The sequence below is a fragment of the Streptomyces gilvus genome (genome assembly GCF_022513565.1).
In the GTDB taxonomy this organism is placed as follows: Bacteria; Actinomycetota; Actinomycetes; order Streptomycetales; family Streptomycetaceae; genus Streptomyces; species Streptomyces gilvus.
On sequence record NZ_JAKWBE010000003.1, the window covers coordinates 330477 to 347700 of the forward strand.

The window sequence follows — 17224 nt, forward strand, 5'->3', positions numbered from 1 at the left end:
GCGCGGCCGGAACCCCTCGTGCCGGTGAGGTGGTTGGACGAGCGCGTATTCGACGACGTGATCCAGAACCCGGTGTTCTTCCTCTCCTTCGTGGGCGCGCTGCTGCTGACGGCGGTGTCGGCGTGGCAGCTGCGCGGACAGCCGTACCGCTGGTGGGTGTGGGCGGCCCTGGCCGCCCACACCGCCGGATTCCTGACGACCATGGCCTTCAACATCCCGCTCAACGACGGCCTTTGCCGCATGACCGGCCCGGGCGCGGCCCGGGAGCACTTCGAGCACGCGTGGGTGGCGTGGAACGCGGTGCGGGCGGTGCTGTCGGCGGTGGCGCCGGGCTGCCTGGCGCGGGCGCTGGTGCTGTACGGGGCGCTCAGACGTCCGCGTACTTGGCGTCGGCCGCCGGGTCCAGGGCCAGCCGGTAACCCCTCTTGACCACCGTCTGGATCAGCTTCGGCGCCCCCAGTGCCGTCCGCAGCCGGGCCATCGCCGTCTCCACCGCGTGCTCGTCGCGCCCGGCACCGGGCAGGGCACGCAGCAGCTCCGAGCGGGCCACCACCCACCCCGGCCGCCGGGACAGCGCCCGCAGCAGCGACATCCCCGCGGGCGGCACCGGCCTCAGCTCCCCGTCGACGAGCACCGCGTGCCCCCGGATCTCCACCCGGTGCCCGGCGATCGGCAGGGCGCGCGCCCGGCCCGGCAGCTCCTGGCACAGCAGTTGCACCAGCGGCCCGAGCCGGAACCGCTCGGGCTGGACGGTGTCGACGCCCCGCGCCTGCAGCGGCAGAGCGGTGACCGGCCCGACGCAGGCGGGCAGTACGTCGTGGTGGAGGGCCGCGATCAGCTCCGGCAGCAGCCCCCGCTCCTCGGCCCGGTTCAGCAGGGACGCCGCGGCCGGCGCGCTGGTGAAGGTGATCGCGTCCAGGCCGCGCGAGACGGCCGCGTCCAGCAGCCGGTCCATCGGGCCGATGTCCTCCGGCGGCATCCACCGGTACACGGGCACCCCGACGACCTCGCCGCCCGCGGCCCGCAGCGCCTCCACGAACCCGGGCAGCGGCTCACCGTGCAGCTGTACGGCGATCCGGCGTCCGTCGACGCCCTCCTCCAGCAGCCGGTCCAGCACCTCGGCCATGGACTCGCTCGACGGCGACCAGTCCTCGGTGAGCCCGGCGGCCCGTATCGCGCCCTTGACCTTGGGTCCGCGCGCCAGCAGCTCCACCGCGCGCAGCCGCTCCAGCAGCGGCTCTCCGAGCCCCCATCCCTCGGCGGCCTCGACCCAGCCCCGGAAGCCGATGGCGGTCGTGGCCACGACCACGTCCGGCGCCTGGTCGATCAGGTCCTTCGTCGCCGCCAGCAGTTCGCTGTCGTCGGCGAGCGGCACGATGCGCAGGGCTGGCGCGTGCAGGACGGCGGCTCCCCGTCGCTGCAGCAGGGCGCCCAGTTCGTCGGCCCGGCGCGCGGCCGTGACACCCACGGTGAATCCCGCGAGTGGGCCGTGCTGACCGGGCTGCGGTCGCTGCTGTTCGTCGTACATGGCTCTCGTCCCGAACTCGAGTCGTCGTACATGAGGTACGGCGGTACCTGCATGCCGAACGAGCCTGTCAACGGTGCGTGACAGGCTCGGTTCGGCTTTATGTCGCCGGTGTTACGTCACACCTCGGCATAGCTGAGCTGCGGCTTCGCCTCTGAGGCGGCTGTGGCCGCGGTGGCGGCGGCCGGCCGGCGAAGGTATACGGCCCAGGTGACCGCGAAACAGAGAGCGTAGTAGGCGAGGAAGGCGACGAACGCGCCGGTGCCGGAGCCGTAGGACAGGAAGGACTGCCGGAAGGCCATGTTGATGCCGACGCCGCCGAGGGCGCCCACCGCGCCGATGAGGCCCATCGAGGCACCGGAGAGCCGGCGCCCGTACTTGACCGCGTCCTCGCCCTGAAGGCCCTTGGAGAGGGCCTTGGCCTGGAAGATGCCGGGGATCATCTTGAAGGTCGACCCGTTGCCGAGACCGGTGAGCGCGAACAGGACGACGAACGCGGTGACGAACAGGGGGAGCGACTTCTGCATGCTGGCCAGGACCAGGACGGCGGTGGCGACGGCCATCGCGATGTAGTTGTAGAGGGTGATCTTCGCGCCGCCGTACTTGTCGGCGAGCCAGCCGCCCACGGGACGCACCAGCGAGCCGAGCAGCGGGCCCATGAAGGTGAGGTAGGTGGCCTGCAGCGGCGTACGGCCGAACTGGTTGGTCAGCACCTGGCCGAAGGCGAAGCTGTAGCCGATGAAGGAGCCGAACGTCCCGATGTAGAGGACGGACATGATCCAGGTGTGGGCGTCCCTGGCGGCGTCCTTGGCGGCTCCGGTGTCGTTCTTCACGTTCTCGATGTTGTCCATGAAGAGCGCGGCGAGGACCGCGGCGACGACGATGAGCGGGATGTAGATCCCCAGCAGCACGCGCGGGCCGCCGCTGGCACCGATGACGGCGAGCGCCACCAGCTGGATCGCCGCGACCCCGATGTTGCCGCCGCCCGCGTTGAGGCCGAGCGCCCAGCCCTTCTTCCTGAGCGGGAAGAAGGCGTTGATGTTGGTCATCGAGGAGGCGAAGTTGCCGCCGCCGATGCCGGCGAGCAGGCCGATCCAGAGGAAGGTGTCGAAGGACGTCCCGGGCTTCATCACCGAGAAGGCGGCGACGCTCGGGACGAGCAGGAGACTGGCCGAGATGACCGTCCAGTTCCGGCCGCCGAAGATCGCGACGGCGAAGGTGTAGGGGACGCGGACGACGGCGCCGACGAGCGTGACCATCGACGTCAGCAGGAACTTGTCGGCCGGGGTCAGCCCGTACTCCGGCCCCATGAAGAGCACCAGCACGGACCACAGGGTCCAGATCGAGAACCCGATGTGCTCGGAGAGCACGGAGAAGAGGAGGTTGCGCTTGGCGATCTTCTCTCCGGTCTCGTTCCAGAAGGTCTCGTCCTCGGGATCCCACTGCTGGATCCAGCGGCCTCCCCTGCTGGCGGGGGCTGTACCAGTGGCTGTCATGACGCCTCCACGGTGCTCCGGGGCTCGGTGGTACTGGGGGTGATGAGCGGTGTCGATTCCCGAAGGTAGAAAGGCGTCGTTTCCGGTCTGTGGCACTGGGTGACCGCAAGGGAACGTTGCTCTCACCCGGCCCGGACGGGGGATGAGAGGTTCCGACCTCACACGTTACGAACGGCTCCCGGAGCGGGGACGTCCCTGGGTGAGGTCGATGTCGATCTCGAAGGGCAGGGAGACCTTGAGGCGGTCGTGGAAGATGCCGGTGAGACCGTAGGAGCCGGTGGCCGGGTCGAGTTCGTAGACGTAGACGACCGGCAGCCCTTTGTCGTCGTCCTGCTCGACCCGCCAGAAGTGGGGCACGCCGGCGGCCGCGTACTTGCGGGGCTTCACCTCGCGGTCGCGTTCCCGGGAGTCGGCGGAGACGACTTCCACGGCGAGGAGGATGTCCTCGGGGTTGTAGGAGGTCTGATTCGGACCGGTGTTCGCCTCCAGCGGGAAGACCATGATGTCCGGCTCCGGCCGGTTCTTCGTGTCCAGCCTGACCGTCATCTCCCGCATGACGTCCAGGTGGTCCGGCGCCTGTTCCAGGAGGCTGTTCTCCAGCAGACGCATGCACCGGGCATGGAACGCGGTCTGTGGACTCATGAAGACGAGACTCCCGTCGATCAACTCCGTGTGGGGCGGGAGGCCCGGAATCCGGTCGAGGTCGTCCGCGGTCCAGCCTTCGGCCGGCGGAATCGGCCAGCGGTACGCCGGCTCGTCGTCCGGCCGGTCGTCGCATACGGCGCTCATCGGTGCTCCCATGGGACGGAGTCTCGGCTGTGGAGTCAGCGTACCCAGGGGGAATGACAGGGGGGTCACCTCAACGAGTGATCCGCCGGGCTCCCCCCTTGCGCCTCCCGTCCGGCCACAGTCGGGGGCTGCGTCTGGCCGCCAGGTCCTCGATCCAGCCGAACATGAGGATCGCCAGGGCGATCAGGGGCCAGACGAGGACGAACATCCAGAGGGTGGAGGTCGCGTCCAGGATCGACGACGCTCTGTCGCTCTCCATGAAGGGAAGGTCGTACGCCTGGTCGATGATCGGGACCGTCGCCATGATCAGGAGGTTGTGCCAGAGGTAGATGGTGACGGCCCTGTTGTTGGAGAGGGTCACCAGCCTGTCCCAGCGGGCGAGGCGGCCCGGCAACTCCTGCCAGGACGGGGAGTACTGGAGCAGGATGACGACGAACCCGAGCGACCAGGTCGCCTGGGCGAGCGGGATGTCGTTCAGGTCCCAGCCGTCCTCGCCCAGGTGGCCCGACGCCCACCACAGCCCGAACGCCATCACCAGCGCCGAGCCGGAGACGGCGAGGTAACGGGGGACGCGCCGCAGCAGCCCCTCGTGGTGGGCGAAGCCCAGGACCCAGCAGGCGCCGTACGTCCCGAAGTCGGTGATCGCGTTGCCCGTCTCGCCGGGGATCGTGACGAGGCCCGTGCCGACGACCGCCGTCAGGGCGAGGGGGGCGAGCAGCGTCGGCCACGGCGCGCGGCGGAAGGCCCACAGCAGCAGCGGGGACGCGATCACGAACCACAGATAGGCGCGGAGGTACCACAGCGGTCCCGCCGCCTGGTCGGCCCAGGTCGGATCCAGCAGGCCCCCGTCGGTGCCGAGGTGCCACGGGTAGGGCGGGGCGCCGACCGGGACGACGTAGTCGAGGACGTCGAGGACTCCCCAGGTGCCGCCGTTGTCGGGGTCCTTCAGCGGGTTCCAGCCGTCGGCGAACATCATGGCCAGCACCACGGCGCTGAAGGCCCACAGTGGCGGAAGGAGGCGGCGGATGCGGCCGCGGATCACGCTGAGCGCCGGGCGGCTGAGCGACCGTGCCATCAGTGAGCCGGCGAGCGCGAACATCACGCCCATGGAGGGGAAGAGGATCGACAGCCACGCCCAGCCGAAGAGGTGGTAGACGACCACCCGGACCAGGGCGACAGAGCGCAGGAGGTCCAGGTAGCGGTCGCGGCCCGGTCCTGTCGGCGTGGCGGCGGGCGCCGGTTCCGGCCGTTGCGGGACGTCGGTCGTGCGTCCGTGCGTCATGCCACAGGCCTCCGGTCACTGCTGCTCGTGTCAGTGCTGCTGGTCCGGCTTCGTTGGCGCGGCACCGGTCCGCCCGGCGCCTCCACGACCCCCGTGCGGCGCAGCTTCTGCCAGCGCAGACGGCCGCCGGTGAGGGCCGTGATCCAGGACTGGAGCAGCACCACGTACATGAGCTGGCGGTAGAGGATCTGCTGGAGGGGGAGCGAGATCAGATGGGTCATGCGTTCCTTGTCGAGGCGGAAGGCGTACGCCGCGCAGGTCGCCTGGATCGCCAGCACCCCGAGCCAGGCCAGGATCGTCTTCTCGGTCGGGCCGAACACGACGCCGTAGAGGAGGAAGACGTCGATCAGGGGGGCGAGCAGCGGGGCCACCACCATGAACAGGGACACCAGCGGCAGGCCCACCCGGCCGAAGCGGCCCGAGGGTCCCCGCTCCACGAGGGCGCGGCGGTGCTTCCAGATCGCCTGCATGGTGCCGTACGACCAGCGGTAGCGCTGCGACCACAGCTGCTGAACCGTCTCCGGCGCCTCCGTCCAGGCGCGCGCCCTCTCGGCGTAGACGACCCGCCAGCCGTCGCGGTGCATGGCCATCGTGATGTCGGTGTCCTCGGCGAGGGTGTCGTCGCTCATTCCGCCGACCCGCTCCAGCGCCGAGCGGCGGAAGGCCCCCACGGCCCCCGGGATCGTCGGCATGCAGCGCAGGACGTCGTACATACGGCGGTCGAGGTTGAAGCCCATCACGTACTCGATGTGCTGCCAGGCGCCGATCAGCGAGTCCCGGTTGCCGACCTTGGCGTTGCCGGCGACGGCGCCCACGCGCGGGTCGCCGAAGGGCTGCACCAGCTCGCGGACGGTGGACGGTTCGAAGACGGTGTCGCCGTCCATCATCACGACGATGTCGTGGCGGGCGTTGGCGAGGCCCCGGTTGAGGGCGGCGGGCTTGCCCGCGTTCAGCTGCCGCACGACCCGGACGTTCGGCAGGCCCATGGCCTCGACGATCCTGGCGGTGCCGTCGGCGGAGCCGTCGTCGACGACGATCACCTCGATGGGGTGCTCGCTCGCCATCAGGGAACGGACCGTGTTCTCGATGCACTTGGCCTCGTTGTACGCGGGCACGAGCACCGACACCGGTTCGGTGACCGGCGCTCCCCAGCTGAAGCCGCGCCTGCGGACCCGGCGGGCGTGCGCGCCGGACAGCAGCAGCATCAGCGCGAAGCGGCCGATGACGAGCGCGCCGATCACCGCGAGGCCGGCCACCATCACGCCGGTGATGTCGTCGGAGGCCCGGACGAGGAGGATCCACGCCCGGCCCTTCCACAGCTCGGCGCCGGTGACCGGGGTGAGCGCGCTGGGCGCGTCCAGCGCCTCGGTGAGGTTGTCGAACCGGTAGCCCCTGGCCTGCATCTCGGGCAGGAACCGGTCGAGGGCCCGCACCGTCTGGTGGCGGTCGCCGCCGGAGTCGTGCATCAGGACGACGGCGCCCTTGCCGCCGCGCGGGGTGGCGTTGCGGATGATCGTGGAGACGCCGGGCTTGCGCCAGTCCTCGCTGTCGGTGTTGTTGACGACCGTGAGGTAGCCCTTGGTGCCGATGTACCGCGTGACCGGCCAGGACCGGTCGTCCATGGCGTCGGCGAAGGAGGAGTACGGCGGGCGGAAGAGCGAGCTGCGGATGCCGGCGGCGCCCGCGAGGGCCAGCTGGTTCTGGGACAGCTCCCAGTCGATGCGCTTCTTCGACTGGTAGGAGAGGTCGGGGTGGTTGAAGGTGTGCAGGCCGACCTCGTGGCCCTCCGCCACCATCCTGCGGACCAGCTCCGGGTAGCGGGAGGTCATGGTGCCGGTGACGAAGAAGACCGCGTGCGCGTGGTGCTTCTTCAGCACGTCGAGGACCTTCGGGGTCCAGGTGGGATCGGGGCCGTCGTCGAAGGTGAGGACGAGGCGGTGGTCGGGCACGCTCAGGCTGGTGGTGCGGCCGTTGCGGGTGTCGATGACCGGGCCGCCGTCGAGGATCCTCTCCGGGACCTCGCCGGTGGCGGCCTCGGGCCGGATGCGGTGGTCGGCGAGGATCTCGCTGTGGACGTAGCCGCGCAGCATCAGCATCGCCACGAGCGCGACGAGGACGAGCAGCGGCAGCAGCAGTCGCAGGGGCAGGCGGCGGCGCCGCAGGCCGTCGGTGGTGGCGGGGGCGGCCTGCCGGCGGGTGGTGCGGGAAGCCATCAGAGGGTGTGCTCCGGGGACGTCGGGGCGGGCGGGGCGGCCCGGTCGCCGGCGACGGGGCGGGGAGCGCTCGGTCCGTCGGCGACCGTGCCGGGGGCGGGGCCCGACGGGGGCGCGGACGGGGAACCGGTGCCGGCGCTGGGGCTCGGGTCGGGCGAGTTGGACGGGGGCGGGCTGGTGGAGGCCGACGGACTGGAGTTGCCGAGGCCGCTTCCCGGTTGGGTGGGCGACTTGGTGGGCTTCGGCGTGGGGTCGGCGGACGTGGCCGGCGCCGACGGGTCGGCGGAGGCTCCGGGCACGGTGACGCGCGCTCCGGGCGACGGGGTGGTGCCGTCGCTCGCGGCCGGTGTGGCGCCCGGTGCGACGCCGGCGGTGCCGGCGGGCCGGGCCGGGTCCGAGGGCGCGGGGGAGGTGTCGACCTGGCCGGCCGGCTTGTCGTCCTGCTGGCCGGGCACCGGCAGCCAGGGCGCGTCGGAGCTGCCGGAGAGCAGGGTGACGACGATGACGACGGCGTAGACCGCGCAGGCGATGCCGACGGCGATGCCCAGTCGGCGGAAGGTGCGGCTGCGGCGGCCCGACTCGTCCACGAACACCGGTCCGTCGGAGGGGTCGGCGGCAGCGCCCGGCGCGGGCTCGGCCTTCCCCGGGCTCGGGTCCTGCCGCAGACCGGCCCCGTCCAGCTGGACGGTCACCTCGTGCGGGTCATGGGTGTGCTCCGGGTCGGCCGACGCCGTCCAGGGGTCGCGGGGAGCCGCGGGGCCTCTGCGGAAGGCGTCGAAGCCGTCCGGCGGGTTTCCGCCATGACCGGCACCGAGCACTTCGTTTCGTCCGGTGGCCGGAAACGACTGGGTTCTGTTCGTTTCCGCTAAGTTTCCGGTCGCCGAGAGAGCATCGCCCCCTGATGGCGGTTCGGGCCATTCCGGTTGGGCGTCTTCCCGCCACTTTTTCACGCGCACGCACATCCCCCACGAAACTGTTCCGGGCGCGCACACGACACCGAGCACTCGCCGCAGAACCCGGCCCCCACCGGGATCTTGCGCCCCCCTTACCACTACGTGCTCGGTCCACGAATGTAGCGCAGAAGAAGGATCCGTGTGCGCCGTGTGTCAGTTGTGGGTCCGCGCCAGGTCCAGATCCATGGCCGGAATCCATCCATCGACCGGCCGCCGCAGCCACCCCTCGGCGGCCGACAACTCCAGCGCGGCCCGCCGAAGCGCGTCGAATCCCGGGTGCACCAGGCCCTTCCGCCACACAAGTGACACCGGCGACAAAGGCACCGGGTCGATCAAGGGCCGCAGCACGGTCCTCGGCATGGCCGGAAAGTCCACCACGGCGAGGATCGGGTTGCGCATCTTGGCCATGATCCGCTCGAACTCCTCGTCGCCGACGGCCAGCGGCGCCGGCGGGGCGACGGCTATCCCCCGTCCGTCGAACAGCCGGCGCGCGAGGTCCGTCCACTCCGGGGTGCGGGGGTTTCCGGCGCCCGCGTACACGGTCTCGCCGGCCAGCTCGGCCAGCGGCACCGCCTGCAGCGGGGCCAGCCGGTGGTCCTCGGGCAGGACGACGGCCATCGGCTCGTACCGCACGAGCAGGTGCTCCAGGCCGCCCCGCAGGGCCGGGTCCAGGCCCGCGAACCGACCGAAGGACGCGTCCAGCCGCCCGGCGAGCAGCTCGTGGGCCGCGCCGGTCAGACCGCTCTCGTACCGGGCCATCAGCTCGTGCTCGGGGGCGAGTTCACGCGCCCGGTGCAACACCCGGCGGCCGGTGACCAGGCCGGGCGAGTTGAGGTCGACCAGCAGCGGACGGGTCTGTCCGAAGGCGCCGAGCAGCTCGTCCTGCGCCTCGAGCACCCGGCGTGCGTACGGCAGCAGCCGCTCGCCGTCGGGCGTGGGCGTCACCTGCCGGGTGCTGCGCACGAACAGCTCGGTCCCGAGCTCCCGCTCCAGCCGCCGCACATCCCGGCTGAGCGCCTGCTGGGCGACGTAGAGCCGGGCGGCGGCCCGGGTGAAGTGCAGCTCCTCGGCGACGGCGACGAAGGCGCGCAGGAGACGGGGGTCGAGGTGGCGGGGTGCGGGCATCCGGCGAATTTACAACGGGAGTGCGTGGATCAAGGAGAAGCAGGTGTTGGACCGGGCGATCACTCCGGGGCGACCGTGAGGGACATGCCCCGACCGACCAGGACAGAACCGCTGTTCACCGTCACCGCCGACACCCTCGTCGCCGTCGACTTCGGCCCGCGTGGGCGGGAGCGGCCGCCCGGCCCCTACCGCCGTCTCTTCGCCGTTCCCGGCGCCCGCGCCTTCACCCTCGGGAACCTGCTGGCCCGGCTCCCGAGCGGCATGTTCAGTCTGAGCGCGGTGATGATGATCGCCGGGGCGCGCGGCTCGTACGCCCTCGCCGGGGCCGTCACCGCGACCGGGCTCGCGGCGACCGGGCTGGTCGCCCCCTGGATCGCCCGGCTCGTGGACCGGCACGGGCAGGCCCGGGTCGCCGTACCGGCCACGGCGGTCGCCGTCCTCGGCTTGCTCGCGCTGCTGCTGTGCGTGCACTACGACGCCCCCGCCTGGACCCTCTTCGCCGCCTACGCCGCCACCGCGACGACCCCGAACACCGGCGGCATGTCCCGCGCCCGCTGGGCCCATCTGCTGGGCGACGACGAGCGGGCCCTGCACACCGCGAACTCCTTCGAACAGGCCGCGGACGAGCTGTGCTACATGCTGGGCCCGGTGCTGGCGGCCTTCCTGTGCGGGACGTTCTTCCCGGAGGCGGGCACGCTGACCGGGGCGGTGCTGCTGCTGACCGGCATCCTGCTGTTCGCCGCGCAGCGCTCGACCGAGCCGCCCGTGCGTCGCCGCACCCCCTCCGGGTCGCCCCTGCGGGCCCCCGGGATGCCCCCGCTGCTGGCCGTCTGTCTCGCGACGGGCGCGGTGTTCGGCTCGATGGAGGTCGTCACGATCGCGTTCGCGGACGCGCAGGGGCACCGGTCGGCGGCGGGCGTGGCCCTCGGGCTGCAGGCGGCCGGATCGTGCGCGGCGGGGCTGCTGTTCGGGGCGCTCGGGCCGGCCGGGCCCACCGGCCGGCGTCTGACGTGGTGCGTCGCCGCGATGACGGCCCTGCTGACCCTGCCGCTGCTCGCCGCCTGGCTCACCGGCTCGCTCGTCCTCCTCGCGGGCGCGCTCCTGATCGCCGGCATGGCGACCGCCCCGACGATGGTCACCACCATGACGCTGGTCCAGCGGCGCACCCCCGAGGGCCGGCTCAACGAGGGCATGACCCTCGCGGTGACCGGACTGCTCGGCGGGATCGCCTGCGGCTCGGCGACCGGCGGCTGGCTGGTGGACCACCTGTCCGCGACGGGCGCCTACGGAGCACCGGTGACGGCGGCCGCGCTCGCGCTGTTGCTCTCCCTCGCCGCACGTACTCCGAACAGCGATTCACGTCAGATGCGTTGACGCGCTCACAGCCCGCACCTACCGTCCTCCGTCGAAGCGCTTCGACGCCTGGCATCGAAACGATTCGACGACTACCCATCCGACTCCTGCGGAGGCACGGGATGTTGACGGCACGAAGGCGTGTGACGGCGGTCGCGGCCGCGCTCCTCAGCGGGGCGCTGCTGCTGACCGCCTGCGGCGGCTCGGACAGCGGCTCCTCCGACGCCAAGACGCTCAAGCTCTGGCACTACGAGGGCCCCGACAGCGCGATGGGCGTGGCCTGGAACGAGGCGATCAAGGAGTTCGAGGCCAAACACCCGGGCGTGAAGGTGAAGTTCGAGGAGAAGGGCTTCGAACAGATCCAGAAGACCGCGCCCATGATCCTCAACTCCTCGGACGCGCCCGACCTCATGGAGTACAACAAGGGCAACGCGACCGCGGGCCAGCTGTCGAAACAGGGGCTGCTGACGGACCTGTCGGCGGAGGTCACCAAGCGCGGCTGGGACAAGCTGCTCAGCCCGGGCGTGGCCACGACCAGCAAGTACGACAGCAACGGCGTCATGGGCTCCGGCAAGTGGTACGGCGTGCCCAACTACGCCGAGTACACGATGGTCTACTACAACAAGGACCTGTTCAAGAAGTACTCGATCGCCGAGCCCAAGACGTTCGACGAACTCACGGCCGCCATGGACGCCTTCGTGAAGAAGGGCGTCACCCCGCTCGCCAACTCCGGTGCCGAGTACATGGCCCAGCAGTACCTCTACCAGCTCGCCCTGTCCAAGGCCGACCGCTCCTGGGTCGACAAGTACGAGCTGTACAAGGGCAGGACGGACTTCCACGACGCGGCCTGGACGTACGGCGCGACCACCTTCGCCGACTGGGTGAAGAAGGGCTACATCAGCAAGAAGTCGACCAGCACCAAGGCCGAGGACGCGGGCGTCTCCTGGATCCAGGGCAAGGCGCCGATCCTGTTCTCCGGCAGCTGGTGGTACGGCCGCTTCCAGTCGGAGGCCAAGTTCGACTGGGACACCACCCTGTGGCCGGGCTCGAACCTGACCCTGGGCTCGGGCGGGAACCTCTGGGTGGTCCCGAAGAACGCCAAGAACAAGGACCTGGCCTACGACTTCATCGACATCACCATGTCGAAGAAGATCCAGAACCTGCTCGGCAACAAGGGCGGCATCCCGGTCGCCGCCGACGCAAGCGCCATCACGGACCCCAAGTCGAAGCAGCTCATCGACAACTTCAACACGGTGAGCAAGCGTGACGGCCTCGCCTTCTACCCGGACTGGCCGGTCAACGGCTTCTACGACACCCTCGTCTCCGAGACCCAGAAGCTGATCACCGGCAACGAGAAACCGGACGCCTACCTCTCCGACCTCCAGCAGGCGTACGACAAGGGCGTGCCGCAGCAATGACGGTCACCGTCGAACGGGGTGCGCGGGCCGTCGGCAAGGATCCGCACACCGGCCCGCGCCGCCCCCGTACCCGCGACTCCTACGCCCTGTTCCTGCTGCCCGGTGTCCTCGCCTTCACGGCGATCATCATCGTCCCGTTCCTGATGAACACGGGCGTGAGCTTCACCGAGTGGCAGGGCATCGGCAGCCCGAAGTGGACCGGCCTCGCCAACTACCGTGAGCTGCTGGACGATTCGGAGTTCTGGGCGTCCTTCCGGCACAGCCTGTTCATGGTCGTCGCCATGGCCGCCGTACCGACGGTGCTCGGTCTGGTCCTGGCGGCCGCCCTGTTCGACTACATCGGCAAGCACTTCGGGTCGAAGTGGGCCGCGGTGCTGCGGGCCTGCTTCTACCTCCCGCAGGTGCTGCCGATCGCGGTCGCCGGCATCGTGTGGAGCTGGATCCTCGCGCCGGACAACGGCTCCCTCAACGAGCTGCTGAAGGCCGTGGGGCTGGGCTCCTGGCAGCAGGACTGGCTCGGCGACCCCGACATCGCGCTCTACAGCGTCATGGGCGTGATGGTGTGGGTGCAGATCGGCTTCCCGCTGGTGGTCTTCATGGCCGGACTCCAGCGCGTGGACCCGCAGTTGTACGAGGCGGCCGAGCTGGACGGGGCCGGCTGGTGGCGGCGGTTCTGGCACATCACGCTGCCGCAGATCCGGCCCGAGATCTACGTCGTCCTGACCTGGTGCACGATCGCCGCGCTCAAGGTGTTCGGCGCGGTGTACGTGCTGACCAAGGGCGGGCCGGGCGGGGCCACGGACGTGCCGTCCTACTTCTCCTTCACCACGTTCTTCGAGAAGACGCAGGTCGGCTACGGTGCCGCGATCTCCACGGTCCTCACCGTGATCATCCTGGCCCTCTCCCTGATCCTGCTCAGACTCCAGACCCGCAGCGAGGAGGGGAACCGCGCATGACCACCGCCCTGCGCCGCTACCCGGTGCTGATCGCCCTGTGCATCGCGGCCCTCTTCATGGTCGTCCCGTTCCTGATCGTCGCCGTCAACGCGGTCAAGTCCCCGGCCGAGTACTCCGAGCACGGCCCGCTGAGCCTGCCCCAGGGCCTCTACCTGGACGGCCTCAAGGACTTCTGGCAGCGCGTCGACTACGGGCAGAAGCTGTTCAACTCGGTCCTGATCAGCGGCTCGGTGGCCGTCCTGGCCGCCGTCCTGTCCGTCCTCAACGCGTACGCGATCGGCATCGGCCGGATCAGGGGACGCACCTGGGTCCTTGCCTTCTTCGTGCTGGCCAACATGCTGCCGCAGGAGGCGCTGGTCTACCCGCTCTACTACCTGAGCAAGCAGGTGGGCCTGTACGACACCAGGCTGAGCGTGATCATCGTCTTCACGGTGATCCAGGCCGCCTTCGGCACATACCTGCTCTCCTCCGTCCTGGGCCAGTTCCCGCGCGAGATCATCGAGGCGGCCCGGATCGACGGCGCCAACAAGTGGCAGGTGCTGTGGCGGATCGTCGTCCCGGTCAGCCGGCCGACGATCGGCGTGCTGCTGGTCTTCTTCTTCATCTGGACCTGGAACGAGTTCCTGCTCCCCCTGGTCATGCTGATCTCCAACGACAACCAGACGGTGTCGGTGGCGCTCGGCGTCCTCCAGGGCCAGCGCCTGATGGACGCCACGATGACCAACGCGGCCGCCCTGCTCGGCGTCCTTCCCGCGATCGTGTTCTTCCTCGTCTTCCAGCGGACCCTCACCCGCGGCATCGCCGTGGGTGCCGTCAAGTAAGGACCCCCACGTGAAGTTCACCGATGGTTACTGGCTGCTGCGCGAGGGCGTCACCGCGGCTCACCCCGTCGAGGTCCTCGACGTCACCGCCACCGACGATTCGCTGGAGATCCACGCGCCGACGCAGCCCATCCGCCACCGCGGCGACCTGCTGAAGGGACCGGTCGTGACGATCAGCGCGCACACGCCGATGCCGGACGTCATCGGCGTCACCTTCACCCACTTCGAGGGCGAGCAGCCGCGCGGCCCCGAGTTCGAGCTGCAGGGCGCGGAGTTCAGCCCGCAGGTCTCCTACGACGAGGAGCACGCGACGCTGACCTCCGGCGCGCTGTCGGTCCGGGTGGCCCGCACCGGCACCTGGCACGTCGACTTCCTCGCCCAGGGCCGCACGCTGACCTCCAGCGGCCCCAAGGGCATCGGCATCATGCGGGACGCCTCGGGCGCGCACTATCTGCGCGAGCAGCTCAACCTGGGTGTGGGGACGAGCGTGTACGGCCTCGGTGAGCGGTTCGGCCCGCTGGTGAAGAACGGCCAGGTCGTCGACATCTGGAACGCGGACGGCGGCACGGCGACCGAACAGGCCTACAAGAACGTCCCGTTCTATCTGACGGACGCGGGCTACGGCGTCTTCGTCGACCATCCCGGGAAGGTCAGCTTCGAGGTCGGCTCGGAGGCGGTGTCCCGGGTCCAGTTCAGCGCGGAGACGCAGGAGCTGACGTACTACGTCGTCTACGGGCCGAGCCCGAAGGAGATCCTGCGCAAGTACACGGCCCTCACCGGGCGTCCGGCACTCCCGCCCGCCTGGTCCTTCGGTCTGTGGCTGTCGACGTCGTTCACGACCTCCTACGACGAGGAGACGGTGACCTCGTTCATCGAGGGCATGCGGGAGCGTGAACTGCCCCTGTCGGTCTTCCACTTCGACTGTTTCTGGATGCGCGAGTTCAACTGGTGCGACTTCCAGTGGGACCCGCGGGTCTTCCCCGATCCCGAGGGCATGCTGACCCGGCTCAAGGACCGGGGACTGCACATCAGCGTGTGGATCAACCCCTACATCGCCCAGCGCTCCCCGCTGTTCGCGGAGGGCAAGGCGCTCGGACACCTGCTGAAGCGGCCGGACGGAAGCGTCTGGCAGTGGGACATGTGGCAGCCGGGCATGGCGCTGGTCGACTTCACCAGTCCGGCCGCCCGCGACTGGTACGCGGCGAAGCTGGAGGCGCTGCTCGCGCAGGGCGTCGACTGCTTCAAGACCGACTTCGGCGAACGGGTCCCGCTCGACGTGGCCTGGTCCGACGGCTCGGACCCGGAGCGGATGCACAACTACTACACGTACCTCTACAACCGCACCGTCTTCGACGTGCTGCGCAAGCACCGCGGCGAGGGCGAGGCGGTGGTCTTCGGCCGCTCGGCGACCGCCGGCAGCCAGAAGTTCCCGGTGCACTGGGGCGGCGACTGCGAGGCGACGTACGAGTCGATGGCGGAGTCGCTGCGCGGCGGGCTGTCGCTGGGGCTCTCGGGCTTCGGGTACTGGAGCCATGACATCGGCGGCTTCGAGGGCACGCCGACGCCCGAACTGTTCAAGCGCTGGCTGGCGTTCGGCCTGCTGTCCTCGCACAGCCGGCTGCACGGCAGCTCCTCCTACCGGGTCCCGTGGCTCTTCGACGAGGAGTCCGTGGACGTGCTGCGGGAGTTCACCCGGCTGAAGCTGAGCCTGATGCCGTACCTCTACGAGGCCGCGCGCACCGCGCACGCAGAGGGGGTGCCGGTGATGCGGGCGATGGTGCTGGAGTTCCCGGGCGATCCCGGGTGCGCGCATCTGGAGCGGCAGTACATGCTCGGCCCGGACCTGCTGGTGGCGCCGGTGTTCAGCGACGAGGGGGACGTGAGCTACTACGTGCCCGAGGGTACCTGGACCCACTTCCTGAGCGGCCGGACGGTGACCGGGCCGCGCTGGGTGCGCGAGCGGCACGGGTTCCTGAGCGTGCCGCTGCTGGTCCGGCCGGGGGCGGTGATCCCGGTGGGGGCGGTGAGCGACCGGCCCGACTACGACCACGCCGACGGGGTCACCCTGCGGGCGTTCGGCCTGGAGCGGGGCGCGCAGGTGACGGTGGCGGTCGGCGAGGTCAGCTTCACCGTCGTCCGCGAAGGGGACACCCTGCGGGCCTCGTGCGGTGATCCGGTGGCGCCGTGGAGCCTGGCCGCCGGGGAGCGGACGGCGGCGGCCAAGGCGGGGACCGGCTTTCTCTCCCTGGAGCTGGGCTGATGGTGAAGATCACCGATGTGGCACGGCACGCCGGGGTCTCCCCCAGCACCGTCTCCTACGCGCTCAGCGGCAAGCGGCCCATCTCCGAGGAGACCCGGCAGCGGGTCGAGGCGGCCATCCGCGAGCTGGGCTACCGCCCGCACGCGGGCGCCCGCGCCCTGGCCAGCAGTCGCTCCAACGTCCTGGCACTCGTCGTGCCCTTACGGGCCGGCATCCACGTCCCGGTCGTCATGCAGTTCGCGGTGTCCGTGGTGACCACCGCCCGCCGCTACGACCACGACGTGCTGCTGCTCACCCAGGAGGAGGGCGAGGACGGGCTGCGCCGGGTGGCGGACACGGCGCTGGTGGACGCGCTGATCGTGATGGACGTCCAACTGCACGATCCCCGGCTGCCGTTGCTGCGCTCACTGGAGCGGCCGTCGGTGATGATCGGGTTCCCGTCCGACGCGGACGGGCTGACCTGCATCGACCTCGACTTCAAGGCGGCCGGCGAGGCGTGCGTGGAGCATCTGGCGCGGCTGGGCCACCGGGTGGTGGCGCTGGTGGGGTCGCCGCCGGAGGTATACGTCCGGCAGACCGCGTTCGCCCAGCGGGTCGTCCAGGGCTTCACCGCGGCCGCCGACCGCAGCGGCCTGTCCTCCTCCGTCCACCCCTGCGAGGCCACGCCCGCCGGGGCCCGGCTGGTCGCCGAGCAACTGCTGCGCGAGCAGCCCGCGTTGACGGGGGTCGTCGTCCACAACGAGCCGATCCTGGAGCCGCTGATCGACGCCTTCGAGCAGCTCGGGCTCCGGGTCCCCGGCGACCTCTCGGTCACCGCGATCTGCCCCGACGAACTCGCCGAGTCCGTCCGCGTCCCCGTCACCTCCGTCGCCCTGCCCTCCGCCGAGGTGGGCGAACGGGCCGTGCAGCTGCTGATGAAGAAGCTGGGCGGAAGTGCCGTACCCGAGGCGACGCTGCTGCCGCCCCGGATGACGGAGCGGGCGAGCACGGCACCGCGCGACGCCTGATCCCCGCCCGGTCAACGCCCTTGTGC

The 17224-nt window shown here is 70.7% G+C and carries 14 protein-coding genes; 7 read left to right on the top strand and 7 right to left on the bottom strand.

Annotated elements, in window-relative coordinates:
• Positions 1–33 precede the first annotated feature (33 nt).
• A complete protein-coding gene (locus tag MKW14_RS07995; RefSeq protein ID WP_240860292.1) occupies positions 34–429 on the top strand; it encodes an anthrone oxygenase family protein in 396 nt (131 codons plus the stop codon).
• Here MKW14_RS07995 and MKW14_RS08000 read toward each other — a convergent pair.
• From MKW14_RS08000 to MKW14_RS08030, 7 genes are all read right to left on the bottom strand, one after another.
• A complete protein-coding gene (locus MKW14_RS08000) occupies positions 368–1528 on the bottom strand; it encodes a uroporphyrinogen-III synthase (RefSeq protein WP_240860293.1) in 1161 nt (386 codons plus the stop codon). The two genes, MKW14_RS07995 and MKW14_RS08000, sit on opposite strands and share 62 nt — an antisense overlap.
• A gap of 116 nt (positions 1529–1644) precedes the next feature.
• The gene (locus tag MKW14_RS08005; protein WP_240860295.1) at positions 1645–3021 is read right to left on the bottom strand and encodes a nitrate/nitrite transporter; all 1377 of its coding nucleotides are present in this window, start codon (positions 3019–3021) and stop codon (positions 1645–1647) included.
• A 165-nt stretch (positions 3022–3186) separates the two neighbouring features.
• Complete coding sequence (locus tag MKW14_RS08010; protein WP_240860297.1) at positions 3187–3810, bottom strand: Uma2 family endonuclease; 624 nt, start codon at positions 3808–3810, stop codon at positions 3187–3189.
• A gap of 70 nt (positions 3811–3880) precedes the next feature.
• Entirely contained in the window at positions 3881–5092 is a 1212-nt protein-coding gene (locus tag MKW14_RS08015; protein WP_240860299.1) for an acyltransferase family protein, read from the bottom strand.
• Positions 5089–7305, bottom strand: a complete 2217-nt coding sequence (locus tag MKW14_RS08020; RefSeq protein WP_240860301.1) for a bifunctional polysaccharide deacetylase/glycosyltransferase family 2 protein — start codon at positions 7303–7305, stop codon at positions 5089–5091. The genes MKW14_RS08015 and MKW14_RS08020 overlap by 4 nt, the downstream gene beginning before the upstream one ends.
• On the bottom strand, positions 7305–8123 hold the full coding sequence (locus tag MKW14_RS08025; RefSeq protein WP_240860302.1) for a hypothetical protein: 819 nt from the start codon (positions 8121–8123) through the stop codon (positions 7305–7307). The genes MKW14_RS08020 and MKW14_RS08025 overlap by 1 nt, the downstream gene beginning before the upstream one ends.
• A 288-nt stretch (positions 8124–8411) precedes the next feature.
• On the bottom strand, positions 8412–9383 hold the full coding sequence (locus MKW14_RS08030; RefSeq protein WP_240860305.1) for a LysR family transcriptional regulator: 972 nt from the start codon (positions 9381–9383) through the stop codon (positions 8412–8414).
• An 84-nt stretch (positions 9384–9467) separates the two neighbouring features.
• On the opposite strand from MKW14_RS08030, the gene MKW14_RS08035 reads away from it, so the two are divergent.
• The 6 genes from MKW14_RS08035 to MKW14_RS08060 all read left to right on the top strand — a co-directional run bounded on the left by MKW14_RS08035 (position 9468) and on the right by MKW14_RS08060 (position 17198).
• The gene (locus tag MKW14_RS08035; RefSeq protein ID WP_240860306.1) at positions 9468–10757 is read left to right on the top strand and encodes an MFS transporter; all 1290 of its coding nucleotides are present in this window, start codon (positions 9468–9470) and stop codon (positions 10755–10757) included.
• 101 nt (positions 10758–10858) lie between these two features.
• Positions 10859–12154 carry an ABC transporter substrate-binding protein gene (locus tag MKW14_RS08040; protein WP_240860308.1) on the top strand — a complete coding sequence of 432 codons (1296 nt, stop codon included), beginning with the start codon at positions 10859–10861 and terminating at the stop codon, positions 12152–12154.
• Positions 12151–13110: a carbohydrate ABC transporter permease gene (locus tag MKW14_RS08045; RefSeq protein WP_240860311.1), complete on the top strand. Its 960-nt coding sequence runs from the start codon at positions 12151–12153 to the stop codon at positions 13108–13110. The genes MKW14_RS08040 and MKW14_RS08045 overlap by 4 nt, the downstream gene beginning before the upstream one ends.
• Positions 13107–13931, top strand: a complete 825-nt coding sequence (locus MKW14_RS08050) for a carbohydrate ABC transporter permease (protein ID WP_240860313.1) — start codon at positions 13107–13109, stop codon at positions 13929–13931. Before MKW14_RS08045 ends, MKW14_RS08050 begins: the two co-directional genes overlap by 4 nt.
• A gap of 10 nt (positions 13932–13941) precedes the next feature.
• Positions 13942–16191, top strand: a complete 2250-nt coding sequence (yicI, locus tag MKW14_RS08055) for an alpha-xylosidase (RefSeq protein ID WP_374116545.1) — start codon at positions 13942–13944, stop codon at positions 16189–16191.
• Entirely contained in the window at positions 16191–17198 is a 1008-nt protein-coding gene (locus MKW14_RS08060; RefSeq protein ID WP_240860315.1) for a LacI family DNA-binding transcriptional regulator, read from the top strand. Before yicI ends, MKW14_RS08060 begins: the two co-directional genes overlap by 1 nt.
• The last annotated feature ends 26 nt before the right edge of the window (positions 17199–17224 follow it).

Bases quoted from the DNA above. Each gene is read 5' to 3' on its own strand.
- MKW14_RS08030 (WP_240860305.1), bottom strand. From the start codon at position 9,383: ATGCCCGCACCCCGCCACCTCGACCCCCGTCTCCTGCGCGCCTTCGTC.
- MKW14_RS08040 (WP_240860308.1), top strand. From the start codon at position 10,859: ATGTTGACGGCACGAAGGCGTGTGACGGCGGTCGCGGCCGCGCTCCTC.
- MKW14_RS08035 (WP_240860306.1), top strand. From the start codon at position 9,468: ATGCCCCGACCGACCAGGACAGAACCGCTGTTCACCGTCACCGCCGAC.
- MKW14_RS08000 (WP_240860293.1), bottom strand. From the start codon at position 1,528: ATGTACGACGAACAGCAGCGACCGCAGCCCGGTCAGCACGGCCCACTC.
- MKW14_RS08015 (WP_240860299.1), bottom strand. From the start codon at position 5,092: ATGACGCACGGACGCACGACCGACGTCCCGCAACGGCCGGAACCGGCG.
- MKW14_RS08010 (WP_240860297.1), bottom strand. From the start codon at position 3,810: ATGAGCGCCGTATGCGACGACCGGCCGGACGACGAGCCGGCGTACCGC.
- MKW14_RS08020 (WP_240860301.1), bottom strand. From the start codon at position 7,305: ATGGCTTCCCGCACCACCCGCCGGCAGGCCGCCCCCGCCACCACCGAC.
- MKW14_RS08045 (WP_240860311.1), top strand. From the start codon at position 12,151: ATGACGGTCACCGTCGAACGGGGTGCGCGGGCCGTCGGCAAGGATCCG.
- MKW14_RS08050 (WP_240860313.1), top strand. From the start codon at position 13,107: ATGACCACCGCCCTGCGCCGCTACCCGGTGCTGATCGCCCTGTGCATC.
- MKW14_RS08060 (WP_240860315.1), top strand. From the start codon at position 16,191: ATGGTGAAGATCACCGATGTGGCACGGCACGCCGGGGTCTCCCCCAGC.
- MKW14_RS08005 (WP_240860295.1), bottom strand. From the start codon at position 3,021: ATGACAGCCACTGGTACAGCCCCCGCCAGCAGGGGAGGCCGCTGGATC.